The organism is Streptomyces piniterrae (assembly GCF_005048155.1).
In the GTDB taxonomy this organism is placed as follows: Bacteria; Actinomycetota; Actinomycetes; order Streptomycetales; family Streptomycetaceae; genus Streptomyces; species Streptomyces piniterrae.
In genome coordinates this window covers 899,770-914,011 of the sequence record NZ_SUMB01000002.1, presented here as the reverse complement: position 1 = coordinate 914,011, position 14,242 = coordinate 899,770, and the positions used below count along the sequence as shown (strand labels likewise).

The following is a 14,242-nucleotide window of genomic DNA, read 5'->3' as shown; positions in this document are numbered from 1 at the left end:
CGAGGGATATCCTGAAACCTTCACATTGATGTGAAGGTCAAGGCGACAAGGTCCGAAGTGAGTTTGTGTGAGGTGTGAGGCATGCGGATCGGGGAGCTGTCGGAGCGCACGGGTACACCGCGCCGGCTGCTGCGCTACTACGAGGAACAGGGGCTGATCGCCGCCGACCGCGCCGCGAACGGCTACCGGGAGTATGACGAGCGTTTCGTCGATCGGGTCCTGCAGATCCGGGGGTTGCTCGACGCCGGGCTGCCGACCCGGATCATCAAGCAGATCCTGCCCTGCCTCGACAAACCCCGGACCATCTACTTTCCCGACGCCACACCGCAGATGCTCGCCACGCTGCGGCATGAGCAGGACCGTATGAGCGAGCGCATCCGGTGTCTGACGCGCAACCGGGACGCTATCGGCGAGTATCTCGATGCGGTGCTCGACTACCAGCACGCAGGGAACAAGGAGACGCCGGACCACCACAGCCGGCCGCCGGAGCCAGCCGCTGACTGAGGTGTCCCGGTGTGCCTGTGCCACAACACCCCCGTCGTCGTGGCACAGGCACACCGGTGACCCTCAGGTGTCAGATCGACTCGGCACCCGAGAGGGCGACGGGTGGTCGGCGATGGCTACATGCCTGCGCAGAGGCCCGCGTTGCGCCTTCTCGGGGAGGTGGTGCGGATGTCACACTAACACTAATGCGCGCATCGGCGCGTTAAGGTCAGTGACTTCGGGACGTAAGGTGTTGATGTGAGTAGGTTGATGTGAGTAGCAGGCCGCCGCACGGAACCGTGCGGCCCGGAGGACGCACGTCCCGGACCCGTACGGCCGTCCTGGACGCGGCGTCGGCGATCCTGGAAGAGGGCGGCTACAGCGCGCTGACGATGAGAGCGCTGACGGATCGTTCGGGGGTGCACGTCTCGACCATCCGCCGCCGGTGGCACACCGTGGAGGCCGTGGTCGCCGAGGTGTTGAAGGAGATGTCGGAGACGCTGCCCGTGCCGGACACCGGGGACCTCAGAAGCGATCTGAGGGAACTGGCCCTGGCCATCGCCGGGTTCCATGCCGATGCGGGCAATCGGAACCTGATCGAGGGAATGGTCGCTGCGGCCGTGCACGACGAGCCGGCCGCCGAGGTCCTGCGGGACTCCTTCCTGGGCTGGACCGGTCAGGCCACCGAGATCGTGCATCGGGCCGTCGCCCGCGGCCAGGTTCCGCCCGATACGGACGCAACCGAGGTGATCGACTCGTTGAGCGCCGCCTTCTGTTACCGGCTCATGGTCATGCGCCGGCCGATCGACGCACGGCTGACGGAAACCAGCGCGGAGGCCGCCTACTGGTCGGCGGCCTCCGGAGCATTCGGTCGCTCCGACGCGTTCGGTCGCTCCGGAGCGTTCAGTCGCGAGGCCGCGCAGGAGCCGGGCCGCAGCTGACGTCTCCCCCGCCGTGTGTCCGGGGCGACGGGATGTGACTCACGGCGCATAGGAGATATCGAGGTAGTCGATATCGGTGATCTCCACATCGAGGCCCTGCGCGCGTCGTCCGCCGTCCTTGAAGTACATCTCCTGGAGTCCCTCGGCGATGATTTCACGGAGTCGTTGCTCGTTGGCGCCCTGCTGCTGGGCCTGGAACAGGCGGTCGGCGTACTCGGGGGGAAGGTGCACGGTCAGGCGCCGCTGCCGGGGATCGTCGGTGGTGCCGATCGGGGCGGTGTAGCCGAAGCGTGCGCGGGTTTCCACGGTCAGGCCGGTGCTGGTGGCGGCTTGTCGGCGACGGCGTTGGCGTACGCGGGGTTGCCAGCGGCGCCGGACTTCGGTCTCGATCCGGTCGGCGATGGCTTTTGGTGGGGTTTTGCGTTGGGCCTTGAGATAGCGCTCGACGGAGCGCTGGCTGACGGAGAGGAGGTCGGCCACGGCCCGGGTGGTTTTGAGCTGGTGCAGCAGGAACTCGACACGTTTTTGAGTTGACTTGGGTGGTTCGCGGGTGAAGGCCTCGTGGTCGGCACGTTCGAGGGCGTCGTCGATGTCGCTCACTGTCACTCGCCTTCGGCGACGGCGTCATGGTCGTCGCCCTTGATGTGACGGGCGGGGTTGTAGCCCTGTTCCATGATGTCGACGGCCCACATCATCTGCTGGGTGCCCTCGTGCTTGGCCAGGCCCGGGGTGGCGCCGATGCGGAACGTACCGAAGACGGGTGTGCCGTCGTCGTTGCGCGGCAGGAGATCGAGCGGTGAGGGGCCGGCGGAGGGGTAGACCACACAGTCCGACAGGACAGCGAGGGGGTAGCGGCCGGTCAGTTGGGCGAGCTTGTGCATCTTGCGGTGCATGTTGGTACGGGCTTTGCCGATCAGCTCCGCCCGGATGTGGGGGCTCCACGTGGGACGCTCCAGGGCAGGCCAGCGCTGGCCGTCACGGTAGCCGCGGCCCTGGGGGCGTTCGCGGAGCTTGCCGATGCCGCCCTTGACGGTGGCTTTGATGGCGGAGAGCACCATGGCGCCCTGCGCGTGCCGGCGGATGACAGAGCGCAGGTCGTCGTCGGCCCAGGTGGCCAGGTGGAGGTACAGGGTGCGGATGGCGGTCAGGTCGTTGCCGTCCGCGTTCCTGAGGGCTCTGTGCAGGTCCATCGCGGCGAGGACTTCGGAAGGGTCGGCGTCCTTGGCGACCGGGATGGACAAGTCCGTCATGGTGGCGAGGTAGGCGTCTTTGAGGCGGTCGTGCCAGGGGTCGAGGTACGGGCCCTTCTCATGGCGCAGATAGGCCTCCAAGGGGCGGATATCGGCGCCGAGTTCGGCGGCGTAGGCGACGGTGGTCGTGGCGTACCAGCCGGGGCCTGTCGGCCGTTCGCCGGTGGGGGTGAAGGGGCTGGGCAGGCGGGGGTCGAGGTCGAGGTGGGAGAGGTCGACCAGCCAGCTGCCGGGGGTCTTCTTGTCGAAGACGGGGGCGCTGACATGGACCGGGTCGCCCAGGCCGACGGTGAGGCGGGGCGCGGCCGCGAGGAAGGCGGTGTTGATGTCCATGCCCACCGCCCAGGGCAGCAGGCACTCCTGGTCCGAGAGCAACTGCACATCCCGGACCCACTGGTAGGCCTCCTCGTCCAGGAAGTCCTCCTGGGCCCGGCCGACGGCGACAGGGTGCTCGGGCGGGGCCTCCGGCGGCGCGGGATCCACCGGCCGGGTCAGCGCAACGGGATTGGGGCCGGAAACATAGGAACCGGCCGTCTCATCCTTGACGGGGCGGGTCGCCGGGCGCAGAGCCGTCATCAGCTCCAGACCGCAGACGGCCGTGGAGCCACGTGGGGTCAGGACGCGGGCGGCATAGAGGCCGAGGACATGGGCGAGCTCGTCCGGCGTCAGGCCGCCGGCGCCCGGCCAGGCGCGGGAGTCCAGTGCGTCCCAAGGAAGGACGGAGAGTTGGACGCACTGGCGCCGGCCGCCCTGGGCCGGGCGGTAGATCCTCGCCCAGGGGCCGAAGCCGCGCTGGGTCAGTTTCCACCGGGAGCGGGTCAGCTGCTTGATGACCTTGTGGTCGTCCGGCAGCCGCCAGCCGCGCTGGTCGGCCAGCTCAGCCGGCAGGCCGAAACGCTCGGCCGCGGCCGCCGTCAGCACGATCAGTGGATCTTGGTCCTTGCCGTGCCGGTGCAGCCGTGGAGCGCCCAGCCCGGCGTCCTCCAGTGCCCAGGCCACCAGCGACGCGACGCTCTTGGCCGGACAGTCCAGAACCAGGCCGCCGGCGCAGTACGCCGTGACCTCGCCGTCCAGGGCATCGACGACGGCCAACGGACCGTGCGGGAACCGCGGATCGGCGTCCGCGGGCTTCCGGGCAGGCCTCGGGAGGGGCTGCCCGGTGGGCTGCGGGATGGGCTTGGTGGCTCGCGGGGCGGGCTTGGCGGCCGGCGGGGTGAGCTGGGGGGCGGCCGGCCGGGTGGGAGGGTGCGATGTCGACGGCGCGACGGGCGCCGCTGCGTGGCCTGCCGGGGCCACCGGAGCGGAAACGGCAGCAGCGGGGGCGGGAGGAGCGAGCACGGAAGCGGCAGCGGCAGCAGGGGCCGGGGCAGGAGCGGTAGCAGGAGCGGCGGCATCCGGAACCGCGGCCGCCAACGGCTCAGGAGGCGGCCCGGCCGGCTTGCCCACACCGGGGCCGGCCTCCCCCTCCACGAGCCCAGGCTCGGACTCAGCCCCGGCCTCGTCCTCGGCCAGGTCGGGGTACTTCGCCGCCCAGCCGGCCAACAGCCGAATGTAGGCCGCCCGCTTCGCCGGCTTTGGCTCGTTACGACCCGCCTCCCAGGCGGCGAACGTCTCCCGCCGCACCTCAAAGACAGCCGCCAGCTCGTCCTGCGTCACCTTCGCAGCCCGCCGCAACCGCTTACGCTCCGCCGGCGGGGGCAACTCGTCGGGACGAGCCAGCAACGCATCAACCCTCGAGAACAACTCGTCCTGCGTGGACATCAATCCACCTCCCTACCGGATTCTAACGTTCCACCACACATCGGATCGCCCATTACGGCACTCATTTTGGCGCGGCGCCGTGGGGTGCGGAGGCGGGGAGGTGGGGAGGTGGGGAGGTGGGGAGGTGGGGAGGTGGGGAGGTGGGGAGGTGGGAGACGGGGAGGACGGGGCGTGGAAGGATCGGCGCTCTTGCTCCGGGGCGGCGGCGCCCGCAGCATTGGCTGGCATGAACAGGGTCTATGACGACGAGCGGTTGGCCGGGGTCTATCAGGGTGGCAATGCGATGCCCGAGGAGTCGCTCCGCGACTGGACACGGCTGATCGGTTCCTTCACAGACCGCCCTTCTCCCTCGATCGTGGAAATCGGGGCGGGCACCGGAATGTTCTGTTCGGCCATGGCCCGCTGGCTGATGGGATCGACCGTGGTCGGGGTTGATGCGTCCGTACCGATGCTCGCCCAGGCTCGGCGTCTCAACGCCCACCCCTCGGTCCACTACCTGCTGGGCACTGCGGAAGCCGTGCCCACCCGCTCCGACCTGTTCGACCTCGCGCTGCTGTCACGTGTGATCCATCATCTGCCCGACCGGTCGCGGGTGGCTCGCGAGCTGGCCCGCGTACTGCGTCCCGAGGGAGTGGTGGTCATCCGGACCACTTTCCGGGAACGGTTGGACGCGCTGGTCTACGACTACTGGCCGCGCCTTCGTGAGCTGGACGAACAGAGGTTTCCCTCGAAGTCCCAGGTGCTTGGGGACTTCGAGGCGGCCGGGTTCACGGTTCGGACCGTCACCTCCTTTGCCCGGCCGGCAGCGACCAGCCTCCACGAGTACTACGCCCGTATGACTTCGCAGCCGCAGTCGAAGTTCGCCCAGCTCACTCCCGCGGACTTCCAGGACGGCCTGCGACGCCTGGAGGCGGACGCCCGAAGCGGGTCGAGGAGTCGGCCGGCTCCCGTCGTCGAGCGCTACGACCTCGCCGTGCTGGTCGCTGCCTGAGCCGCTACGACAGACGCACCGGCAGACGAGCCAGCCGCCAGTTGCCGGGCAGCGGTACGCGTTCCAGTGCATCCGGTTCCACGGCCAGCGATATGCCGGGGTAGCGCGCGAGCAGCCTGCCGAACGCGACTTCGGCCTCCTGGCGGGCGAGTGTGGCGCCCAGGCAGTAGTGCATGCCGTGGCCGAAGCCGACGTGGTTCTCGGCGTGGCCGGCGGGGTGGCGGGTCACATCGAGGCGTTCGGGGTCGGTGTAGTGGCGAGGGTCGTAGTTCGCCGAGACCAGTATCAGTTGGACCGAGTCGCCCTTGTTGATACGGGTGCCGGCGACGTCGACGTCCTCGGTGGCATGGCGCAGTTGGGTCGCCTGCACCGGTCCGCACCAGCGCATCAGTTCATGGACGGCGCGCGGCAACAGGCCCGGGTCCGCCTGGACCAGGCCGAGCTGGTCGGGGTGGGTGAGCAGCGCGGCCGTGCCGTTGCTTATGAGGTGGGCGGTGGTCTCATGGCCGGCCAGGACGAGAGTGAGGACCATGGTGACCATCTCGACGTCGCTCAGGCGGCTGCCGTCGTCGTCATGAGCGCGTATGAGCTCGCTGAGCAGGTCGTCGGTCAGCGAGCCGCGGCGTTCGCGGATCAGTTCGTGGATGTGGTCGATCATGACCGGGAAGGCTCTGCTGAGCCGGTCCGGCTCCAGCGAGATGAGGTCGGCCCCCCATTCCCGCCACTGTGGGCGATCCGCCTCGGCTATGCCGACCAGCTCGCAGATCACCGTGATCGGCAGGGGGTAGGCGAAGTGCTGGATGAGGTCGACGACACCGTCCTCGGCATGTTCGGGAAGCCGGGCCAGCAGGTCCTCGGCTATCTCCTCGACCCGCGGCCGCAGATCGGTGATCTTGCGTGCCGTGAAGGCCCGCGACACCAGGCGGCGGAGCCGGGTGTGGTCGGGGGCGTCACAGTTGAGGATGGAGCCCGCCAGGTAGACACGCAGATGCTCGGGGAAACCTAAAATGTCCATCATCCGGGACAGGGGGTCCTCCCCCGGGCCCGCCGCGGCCGCGGCCGGATTGTTCACGAACCGCTGGTCGCGCAGGACTTCGCGGACCTCCTCGAAACGCGTCACAAACCATATGGGCGAGTCGTCGAACAACCGGCCACGGACGACCGGGCCCTGCTCACGCAGCTTGCCGTAGCCGCCGAACGGGTCGGTCAGCAGTGCGGGGTCCATGACGTTCGGCTCGCCAGGGTGTTTGCCGACGTGCGCGGCGAGCGGTGAGGCAGTGGGTGCTTCGGTCATCGTTCGTTCTCCTCCAGGTTGTGGGGATCAGTTGCGCAACTGCCGGCGCATCTCCTGCGCGCTGAGCTCTTCCAGGTGCTCGTAGAGCGCGATGATCTCGGGCGCGGCGGCGGCAGCTGCGGCTTCGCTGCTGCGGCCGGCAGCGGGGTCGGAGCCCGCCGGGGTTTCCAGCGCGCTGCGGACCGTGTGAGCGAGGATGTCGGCCCGAGTCTCCGGGGTGTCCGGGGCTCGGTCGGAGAGCAGTGCTTCGGCCATGAAGAAACCGGTGGCCACGGCCATCAGGGCGTACCGCTGGTGGATGACGTCCATGTCGTCGCGTACGAGACCGTGCTCGCGCAGCACCTCCAGATGGCGGTTCAGGGCCCGCTCGCCCTCGGTGATCAGTCCCGCGAGTTCCTTCTTCGCGACGTCGTTGAGCCGGCCGAGGATGTCACTGTCGTCGGTGTAGACGGCGCGCAGCACCGGATCTTCGGTGAAGTCGCGGTAGTGCCCACACATCATCCGGCTCGGCAGAATCTCCAGCGGGTCGGCACGCATACGCTCCAACTCCCGCCGCTGGCCTTGCAACTTGCCCCTGAGCAGGACGGCCAGCAGGAGAGCTTCCTTGGTCCTCCAGTGCAGATAGACGGTGCCCTTGCCGACCTTGGCACGTCGAGCGATCTCGTCAATGGTCACTCGCCGATAGCCCCAGGCGAGCAGCAGCTCGGCCGCGGCCTCCAGGATGCGCTCACCACGCTCCGCCTGTTCCACCGTCTCCTCAGCCTTCCTCTCCCTGACCGCGTGACCAGATTTCGAATCCGGTCATGCAGTCAAAGGTAGGCCTGGCAACGCCCGGAAGTAAGAGACGATCCAGCCAACGCCTCGCCGGGCGATGGGTCACCTGTGGCGGGGGGGGGAGATCGGTCTCGGGGTGAGTGTCATCGTGCGGGCACTCAGGAAGATGAGGAGCGGGCCCGGGGGCGTAGCCTGCCCCCGAGCCCTGTGATGCCACCCAATTGCGCACGCCGGCACGGTGAAGAGCGCGGGTCAGTCATCATGTCGTCGTGTTCTGCCTTTGAACTACCGTGCATCGGGAAAAGAGCTGCACGGGCCGGACTTGAACCGGCATCCGACGACCAGGCCCGGCCCGGTCGATCCGGCGATCGGTGGCGAATACTGAGACTGGAGCAAGAGTCTGAGATTGATGCGGTCCGCCTCTGCCGAGTTGGGCTACCGCGGCGCGTAAAAGCCGCGGGGAGGGCTTGAACCTCCACTGGAGACCGCGTTCGTCACGACAAACTTCAGTTTCAGCTTGCGCTCCTAGCGCACCCCGGCCGCACTGTGGCGCCCGGGGAGTTGTAGACGCTACCCGAACAGGTAGCCGAAGACGACCTCACCCACCCGCTCATCGGTGACCTCGACCGCATTCGCCTCTTCACGGGCGAACTTCACCGCCTGCTGCAGCTTCTCCACCCTGTCCAGCAGTTCGTTCACCCGTCGCGCGGGCAGTGCGCCGGAGAACTTCACCGTCGTCCAGTAGCCGACCGGAATGTCCTCGTAGTACACCTCGACCTGCGCCGGGTGCTTGTCGGTGGCCTCCGCCTTCACATGGTTGCGGGGCACCTTCTTGGTTCGCACGGTCCGGACCGGCTCGGTCTTCCAGGCGTCCGTCGAGGGATCCTGCACCCAGGACTCGGACGCGTCCAGCACCGGCAGCTTGCGTATGAAGGTGTTCACATCGGTGAGCTGCTTCTCGAGGAACAGCAGATACGACACCGGCACCTGCGTGAGCAGCGTCCGCCCGTCCACCTTCACATCGGCCCGCGCCGCGCAGTTGGCCCAGTCCTTGGTGGCGGTCACGTCAAACAGCCGGGTCAGCGTACGGGCCGTCTCCCGGAGCACGTCCTCGGCCTTCACCTGCACCCGCGTCGCCTCGGGCGGCAGCTGCTCCCCGTCCTCGTCCTTGGGCTGATACGTACGAGAAATCCCGGCCAGCAGCGCCGGCTTCTGCAGCCCATGATGAGCGGCCGTCAGGTCCTGATGAGACTTGGACTTGACGCCCTTCTCCACGGCAATGATCTGATTGAGTTTCGCCACGTCGGAAAGATAACAGCGAGCACCGTCATCGATCGAATAGTTATTCGGGGCGGCGCCCGCGGCGGGTACCCGTAGGGCCACCTGCTCCTCTGCCGCCAACCCATACGGCCGCTCCACGACTGGCAGCCGTAATCCGGCCCGAGGATGCTTGAGCATGGTGGACGGACGACAGAGCGGGAGCGGGTACGTGAGGGCACCGAGCGTGGGGCGCACCGCCGTCGGACGCTGGTGTCTGCGCCACCTCCAGTTGCTGCCCGTCATCGTGCTCGTAGGGGGTGTCCTCTTCGACTACAACACCTCTGCGCATACCAGCGGAGAGGCGTTCTACACAGCTGCGCCGATGACGGCCGCCGCACTGCTGTCGCTGCGCGCGACGGTCCTGGCGGGCCTCGGTGCCTGCGCCGCCGACTTCGCGCTGCTCACCCACTTCGGTTTCATCGGGGGTACCGGTGGGCGGAGCGAGCTGGCGGCGGTCGCGACCGTCTCGGCCTTCGCCATCGTCGTCAACCGTCTCATGTACTACAGCGACGTGCGGCTGCGGTCCGCACGCAGAGTCGCCCTCGCCGTGCAGCGCGCCGTGCTGCCGCGGCCGCCGACCTCGATCGGGCCCCTGCGGATCGCTGTGCGCTACCAGGCAGCCGTGAAAGACGCGCAGATCGGTGGCGATCTGTACAGCGCCCAGGACACCCCGTACGGCGTACGCTGCCTGGTCGGCGACGTGCGGGGCAAGGGCATGGAGGCGGTCAAGGCGGTGGACGTCGCCATAGGGGTGTTCCGGGAGGCCGCCGAGGAGGAAGCCACGCTCGTCGGGATCGCCGCCAGGGTCGAGCGGGCACTGATACGGGAAACGGAGCGGCGGGCGGGGGTCGAGCGGACCGAGGGGTTCGTCACCGGCGTTCTCGTCGAGATCCCGCACCGCGGCGATGAACTGCGGCTGGTCAACCGCGGCCATCCGGCGCCACTGCTGCTGCACGCCGGGCAGGTGCGCAGTGCGGAACCATCCGAGCCAGCGCTCCCGCTGGGACTGGCCGAGCTGGCCGCCGGCCAGGACCGGACCGACACGGTGCCCTTCCCTCCGGGGGCGACTCTTCTCCTCTACACCGATGGCCTCACCGAGGCCCGCAATCGTGCCGGGGACTTCTACAACCCCGCTGCCGGGCTGACCGGACGTGACTTTCCCAGCCCGGACGCACTGCTCGACACTCTTCTCACCGAGGTGAGCCGCCACACCGGCGGGCGTATCAACGATGACATGGCACTGCTGGCGGTCACCCGGGGAGAGCCTGCGCTCGGGGAGGGACAGGCATAGTTTTGGCGCGCGGGCGTGGCGTAGCCGTACGTCTCCACGACACACGACCGCCTCCGAAATGCGACTTCAAGCGTATACAGGAAATATGCTTACGCCTCGTCAGCTGGTGAGAGTGGAGGCGGCGGAGCATGGGAAGTCCGACCAGCGCAGCACACACCGCGCGGATCATGCGGATGCTGGCGCGTCTCCACCCCGAGCTCTGGGATCTGTTTCACCCGCACGGACCGGTCCTCACCACTGGTGCGGCACAGATCCGTTCCCTCGATGGTGGCTCGGAGGTCGCCCTCAATCCGCAGCCGCTCCCGCCGCGTGAACTCCTACGGTTCGCCATCCGGCGGACGACCCACGGAGTGGCCGAGGCGACGATCGGGGCGCACCAGTCAGGCCGTGACATTCGCGAGATCGTGCAGGAGATCGGCGACGACTGGTGTCCCACGCCGCCGCATCGGACGATTCCCTGGCCCAAGCGCTGGCCGGCGCCCTGGCCGCCCGGTGAGCCCTCCCCCGTCGATCCGGAGTTGGCGACACCCGCTGTCCAGGCGGCCGCCGGACTGGCGTTTCAGGGCTACGCCGACGGTATCGCCGACGAGAAGTTGTGCGCCGCCTTCGGCGAATTGGCCGACCGGCTCTTCGAAGCGGCGTTCCGGAACGCCGACTACAGCTGAACGACTGGTGTTCCCGCGGGATTGTGCTGCCGACGGCCGAGCCGAGATGAGACCTTCGAGGCCGAGTGCGCCAACGGGGCTGCCGGGTGGGACCCCCTGATCGGCTTCATCCCGGCACACGACGTTGACATCATCGCCTTCCCCGGCAGTACGGTTGATCGCGTGCAGCTGCCCTGTTGACCGCCGCTGTGATGAATGTGTTGGACGACGTTGCCCGTCCATCGGGCTGCCGGCCGGGCGAGTAGGAAAGCCGCAGCAAACGTGCCGGTAGCGGTGCGCGGAGGGGTATCGCCTGGCTCGTTCAACTCCCCTTCATAACTGACACGAATGTTCAGGCCACTCTCGAACACCTCGTACTTGAGGGCCTGTTCAGCTCCGATACTGAGCTTCGGATACCACGTGCCGGTGATCGTGAGGGAAGCGGGGAGGGTTAGTTCCCTGGAAACGTGAGTAATATCCAGCCAACCACAGGTCGATCAGGCAATAGAGAGCAGGTGTGCCATGTCCGACGCGGAACTCGCTGCACAAGTGACTGCGAAGCTGAGCAGCATCACGCAAGAGATCGATGAGCTGCAGAAGCTCAGGACGAAGCTGGAGGACCTCCAGCAGCACCTCGCAACGGCCCCCGGCGAGGAAGCTGTCACATCGCCGACCACGGAGGTCGACACCGAGGTGACCGAGCCGGTGACGAAGCCGGTGACCATCCCCGCGGCACGACGCTCGGGAACCACCTCGCCGAAGGCCAAGCCGGCGAAGAAGGCTCCGGCCAAGGCGGCGGGGAGTGCGAAGAAGACTCGGAAGGCCATCTCGGCGCGGGGCAAGGCGCGGCAGGGGAACTCCACTCGTGCGGACCGCGTTCTCGGGCTGCTCGACGAGCAGCCGCGCACGGTGGCGGAGATGACGAAGCTGCTGGCGCAGGAGCACCCGGACCACACCGCACCGGAGACCGCGGTACGCAACACCCTGGAGAACTCGCTCGTCGCCAAGGGCCTGGCACACCGCAGCAAGCAGGGCAGGACCGTCTTCTACTCCCTTCCCGCCGCCGCTCCTACGGCGAGCTCCGAAGCACCGGAAGCCGGGGCCACGAATGACGATGGGGAGGCCGCGCCCGCCCTGGCCTGACACCAGGGCTGCTCGCTCCTGTCCGCTGATGCGGCCGTTGTCGGTCGGCGGCCGGAGTCACCGAAATGTTCAACGATGAGGGTGGTGCCGCCAACCCGAGCCTCCTGCCTGAGGCTTCGGTGGCACGTTTCCACGGTCGGCTCACGGCTGACTGTCACCTCATCCATGTCGATGGGTACGCAGGATGTCCCGGCAGGGTGAAGCCCTGAACGCGGCGACCGGCTCACGCCTCGGTATGAGTGCCGCGTCGGTCATGGACTGCTCCCGCGGGATCGGCACCCAGGCGATCGCTCTCGCTCTGCGCGGCCACCAGGTCAAAGGCACCGACATCAGTCCGTCGGGGTGGGCCGCGCAGCGCGAGAGGCCGAGAGCCGGGGAGTTCAACTGCCGTCGGAAGCCGCTGATATGTGATGACTTCTGTCGGACGAAGAGGGTTGGCGGTCGGGCTGCGCCGCATGATCAGTCCTGGCCGGGGCAGACGTCCAGGACGACCCTGGTGGATGCGATGCCGGAAGAGGACGGCCAGATCCTGCGCACCGCCAGTTTCCAGTACGGCCCTCCACTCCGAACTCAGCAACCCTGCACGCAACATGACCTGATCGCCGCCACATCACCTCACATCACCTCACCTCACCTCACCTGGGGAAGAGTCAATGCCGATCCCGTGTGCAGGGTGATGTGTACCGGCATGAGGCCGGTGGCCTCGGTCGATGTCTCCCCGGTGCCGGGATTCCGGGCGTAGCGGGGATGGGCGCCGCCGCTGATCTGAAGGCGAATACGGTGCCCGGCGGCGAAGCGGTGGGCGGTGGGGCTCATCGGAACGGTGACCTCCGAGGGGGTCGAGCCGGCCGTCCGCAGCCCGACCAGCCCGTCGCAGACGCTTATGGAGCGGCCTTGTGTGTCCACGTCGCAGAGGCGGGCGAAGGCGTCGGCGTGTCCGGTGTCCGTGGAGATCCGCAGTCGCACGGAGACCGGGCCGAGGACGTCGACGGGCTCGGTCAGCGGCGGTCCGGTGAAGGTCAGGACGTCCTCTCGGGCCTCCAGGGCGCTGTTGTCGCGGGAGCCGGCGGTGCGGGAGAGCAGTGGACCGCCGACCGAAGGGGTGGGGTCGGCGGGGTCGTAGCGGAAGGATGTCAGCGGTGTGGAGTCGGCGGGGGGCTGCCGGGTGAGGTGCCCGTCCGGGGTGGGGAACCAGGAGGTCGTGGCCGGGGTCGGCGGCCAGTCGTCGAGGTCGCGCCATGCCTCTTCGCCGCCGACGTGCACGCGTACGGGGGTGGGGCGTACGCCGGACGGGTCGTCGCAGAGGTGTGCGCGCAGCCAGCCGAGGGTTTCGGCGAACACCTCGGGCCAGCCCTGCTGGAACGCGGAGGTGTGTGTCCAGGGGCCGACGAGCAGCGCGGTCTCGCAGCCGGCTCTCCGCAGTCGGCCGTACTGCTCGAAGGTCTGGTGGGCCAGCGCGTCGTGCCAGCCGCCGATCAGGCTGGTGGGCACGGTCAGCCGTTCCGCTGCCTCGCCCAGGGAGATGCCGTGCCAGTACGGGTCGTCGGCGTCCGGGTGCGTCATGACCTCGTCCAGCCAGGGCACTTCTCCGAGGGCGGACTCGTACGCCCCGCGCAGCGGTTGTGCGGTGGTGATGTCGCGCAGGTGGCGCCGCAGACGCAGCATCGCCTTCACGAGGGGTGCTGTCCCCTGGTGCTGGTACGTCATGCCGGCGCCGACGGCGAGGGCGTTCTCCAGGTGGAACGCACCGCCCGCGTAGAAGAAGGCATGGGGATCGTGCAGGCCGACCTGTACCGCCATCGCCTTGAGTTCCGGTGGCGGGTCCAGGGCGAGTGCCCACTGCACATAGCCGAGGTAGCTGGGGCCGACGGTGCCCAGGGTTCCATTGAACCAGGGCTGTTGTCGCAGCCAGGACACCGTGGCCCGGCCGTCTGCGGGCTCGTTGCGCCATGGTTCCAGCCGGCCGCCCGAGCCGCCGGTGCCGCGGCAGCTCTGCAGGATCACGTGGAAGCCCTGTTCGGCGAAGAGGATGCCGTACATGGGTGACCAGGGCAGGCCCCTGCCGTAGGGCGAGCGCACGAGCAGGGTGGGGAAGTCGCCCTCCGCGCGGGGGAAGTAGTGGTCCGTGAGCAAGGGGGTGCCGTCGGCGGCCGGTACCACGAGCCCCGGTTCCCAGCCGGCTCGGTGCCGTTTGGCCGGCAGGCCGCGCCAGGTCGCCCTCATCATGCGTGCGGACAACGGCGGTTTGCCGGGCGGCGCGGTCCAGTTGGGCTTCGGTATGACGTGGTGCGGGTGAGCTGTCATGGTTCCCCTCGCTATTCTCGTACCTTGTACGAGAATAGCTGATGCT

At 68.4% G+C, this 14,242-nt stretch carries 12 protein-coding genes; 6 read left to right on the top strand and 6 right to left on the bottom strand.

Going from position 1 to position 14,242, the window contains the following annotated elements:
• Nucleotides 1-81: 81 nt before the first annotated feature.
• Entirely contained in the window at nucleotides 82-504 is a 423-nt protein-coding gene (locus FCH28_RS08380; RefSeq protein WP_136739039.1) for a MerR family transcriptional regulator, read from the top strand.
• Between the two features lie 251 nt (nucleotides 505-755).
• Nucleotides 756-1,424: a TetR/AcrR family transcriptional regulator gene (locus FCH28_RS08375; protein WP_136739038.1), complete on the top strand. Its 669-nt coding sequence runs from the start codon at nucleotides 756-758 to the stop codon at nucleotides 1,422-1,424.
• A 39-nt stretch (nucleotides 1,425-1,463) separates the two neighbouring features.
• On the opposite strand, the gene tpg is transcribed toward FCH28_RS08375, so the two are convergent.
• Nucleotides 1,464-2,024, bottom strand: coding sequence for a telomere-protecting terminal protein Tpg (gene tpg / locus FCH28_RS08370; protein ID WP_136739037.1), 561 nt, complete (start codon nucleotides 2,022-2,024; stop codon nucleotides 1,464-1,466).
• Nucleotides 2,025-2,026: 2 nt separating this feature from the next.
• Nucleotides 2,027-4,435, bottom strand: a complete 2,409-nt coding sequence (tap, locus tag FCH28_RS08365; protein WP_246102523.1) for a telomere-associated protein Tap — start codon at nucleotides 4,433-4,435, stop codon at nucleotides 2,027-2,029.
• A gap of 226 nt (nucleotides 4,436-4,661) precedes the next feature.
• Here tap and FCH28_RS08360 point away from each other — a divergent pair, with 226 nt between their 5' ends.
• Nucleotides 4,662-5,426, top strand: a complete 765-nt coding sequence (locus FCH28_RS08360) for a class I SAM-dependent methyltransferase (RefSeq protein WP_136739189.1) — start codon at nucleotides 4,662-4,664, stop codon at nucleotides 5,424-5,426.
• Nucleotides 5,427-5,430: 4 nt separating this feature from the next.
• On the opposite strand, the gene FCH28_RS08355 is transcribed toward FCH28_RS08360, so the two are convergent.
• The 3 genes from FCH28_RS08355 to FCH28_RS08345 form a co-directional block, all read right to left on the bottom strand.
• On the bottom strand, nucleotides 5,431-6,720 hold the full coding sequence (locus FCH28_RS08355) for a cytochrome P450 family protein (RefSeq protein ID WP_246102522.1): 1,290 nt from the start codon (nucleotides 6,718-6,720) through the stop codon (nucleotides 5,431-5,433).
• A 27-nt stretch (nucleotides 6,721-6,747) separates the two neighbouring features.
• On the bottom strand, nucleotides 6,748-7,470 hold the full coding sequence (locus FCH28_RS08350) for a TetR/AcrR family transcriptional regulator (RefSeq protein ID WP_136739035.1): 723 nt from the start codon (nucleotides 7,468-7,470) through the stop codon (nucleotides 6,748-6,750).
• A gap of 594 nt (nucleotides 7,471-8,064) precedes the next feature.
• Nucleotides 8,065-8,796 (bottom strand): DUF7873 family protein, encoded by a 732-nt coding sequence (locus FCH28_RS08345; RefSeq protein ID WP_136739034.1) that lies wholly within the window; start codon nucleotides 8,794-8,796, stop codon nucleotides 8,065-8,067.
• 154 nt (nucleotides 8,797-8,950) lie between these two features.
• On the opposite strand from FCH28_RS08345, the gene FCH28_RS08340 reads away from it, so the two are divergent.
• From FCH28_RS08340 to FCH28_RS08330, 3 genes are all read left to right on the top strand, one after another.
• Entirely contained in the window at nucleotides 8,951-10,105 is a 1,155-nt protein-coding gene (locus FCH28_RS08340; protein ID WP_136739033.1) for a PP2C family protein-serine/threonine phosphatase, read from the top strand.
• A 128-nt stretch (nucleotides 10,106-10,233) separates the two neighbouring features.
• On the top strand, nucleotides 10,234-10,770 hold the full coding sequence (locus FCH28_RS08335; protein WP_136739032.1) for a hypothetical protein: 537 nt from the start codon (nucleotides 10,234-10,236) through the stop codon (nucleotides 10,768-10,770).
• Nucleotides 10,771-11,298: 528 nt separating this feature from the next.
• Nucleotides 11,299-11,892, top strand: a complete 594-nt coding sequence (locus tag FCH28_RS08330) for a hypothetical protein (protein WP_136739031.1) — start codon at nucleotides 11,299-11,301, stop codon at nucleotides 11,890-11,892.
• Nucleotides 11,893-12,522: 630 nt separating this feature from the next.
• Here the strand turns inward: FCH28_RS08330 and FCH28_RS08325 are convergent.
• Nucleotides 12,523-14,196, bottom strand: coding sequence for a CocE/NonD family hydrolase (locus FCH28_RS08325; RefSeq protein WP_425471899.1), 1,674 nt, complete (start codon nucleotides 14,194-14,196; stop codon nucleotides 12,523-12,525).
• Between the last annotated feature and the right edge of the window lie 46 nt (nucleotides 14,197-14,242).

Excerpts from the sequence above, each read along its gene's own strand:
- FCH28_RS08380 (WP_136739039.1), top strand. The coding sequence starts at position 82 with ATGCGGATCGGGGAGCTGTCGGAGCGCACGGGTACACCGCGCCGGCTG.
- tap (WP_246102523.1), bottom strand. The coding sequence starts at position 4,435 with ATGTCCACGCAGGACGAGTTGTTCTCGAGGGTTGATGCGTTGCTGGCT.
- FCH28_RS08360 (WP_136739189.1), top strand. The coding sequence starts at position 4,662 with ATGAACAGGGTCTATGACGACGAGCGGTTGGCCGGGGTCTATCAGGGT.
- FCH28_RS08355 (WP_246102522.1), bottom strand. The coding sequence starts at position 6,720 with ATGACCGAAGCACCCACTGCCTCACCGCTCGCCGCGCACGTCGGCAAA.
- FCH28_RS08340 (WP_136739033.1), top strand. The coding sequence starts at position 8,951 with ATGGTGGACGGACGACAGAGCGGGAGCGGGTACGTGAGGGCACCGAGC.
- FCH28_RS08335 (WP_136739032.1), top strand. The coding sequence starts at position 10,234 with ATGGGAAGTCCGACCAGCGCAGCACACACCGCGCGGATCATGCGGATG.
- FCH28_RS08325 (WP_425471899.1), bottom strand. The coding sequence starts at position 14,196 with ATGACAGCTCACCCGCACCACGTCATACCGAAGCCCAACTGGACCGCG.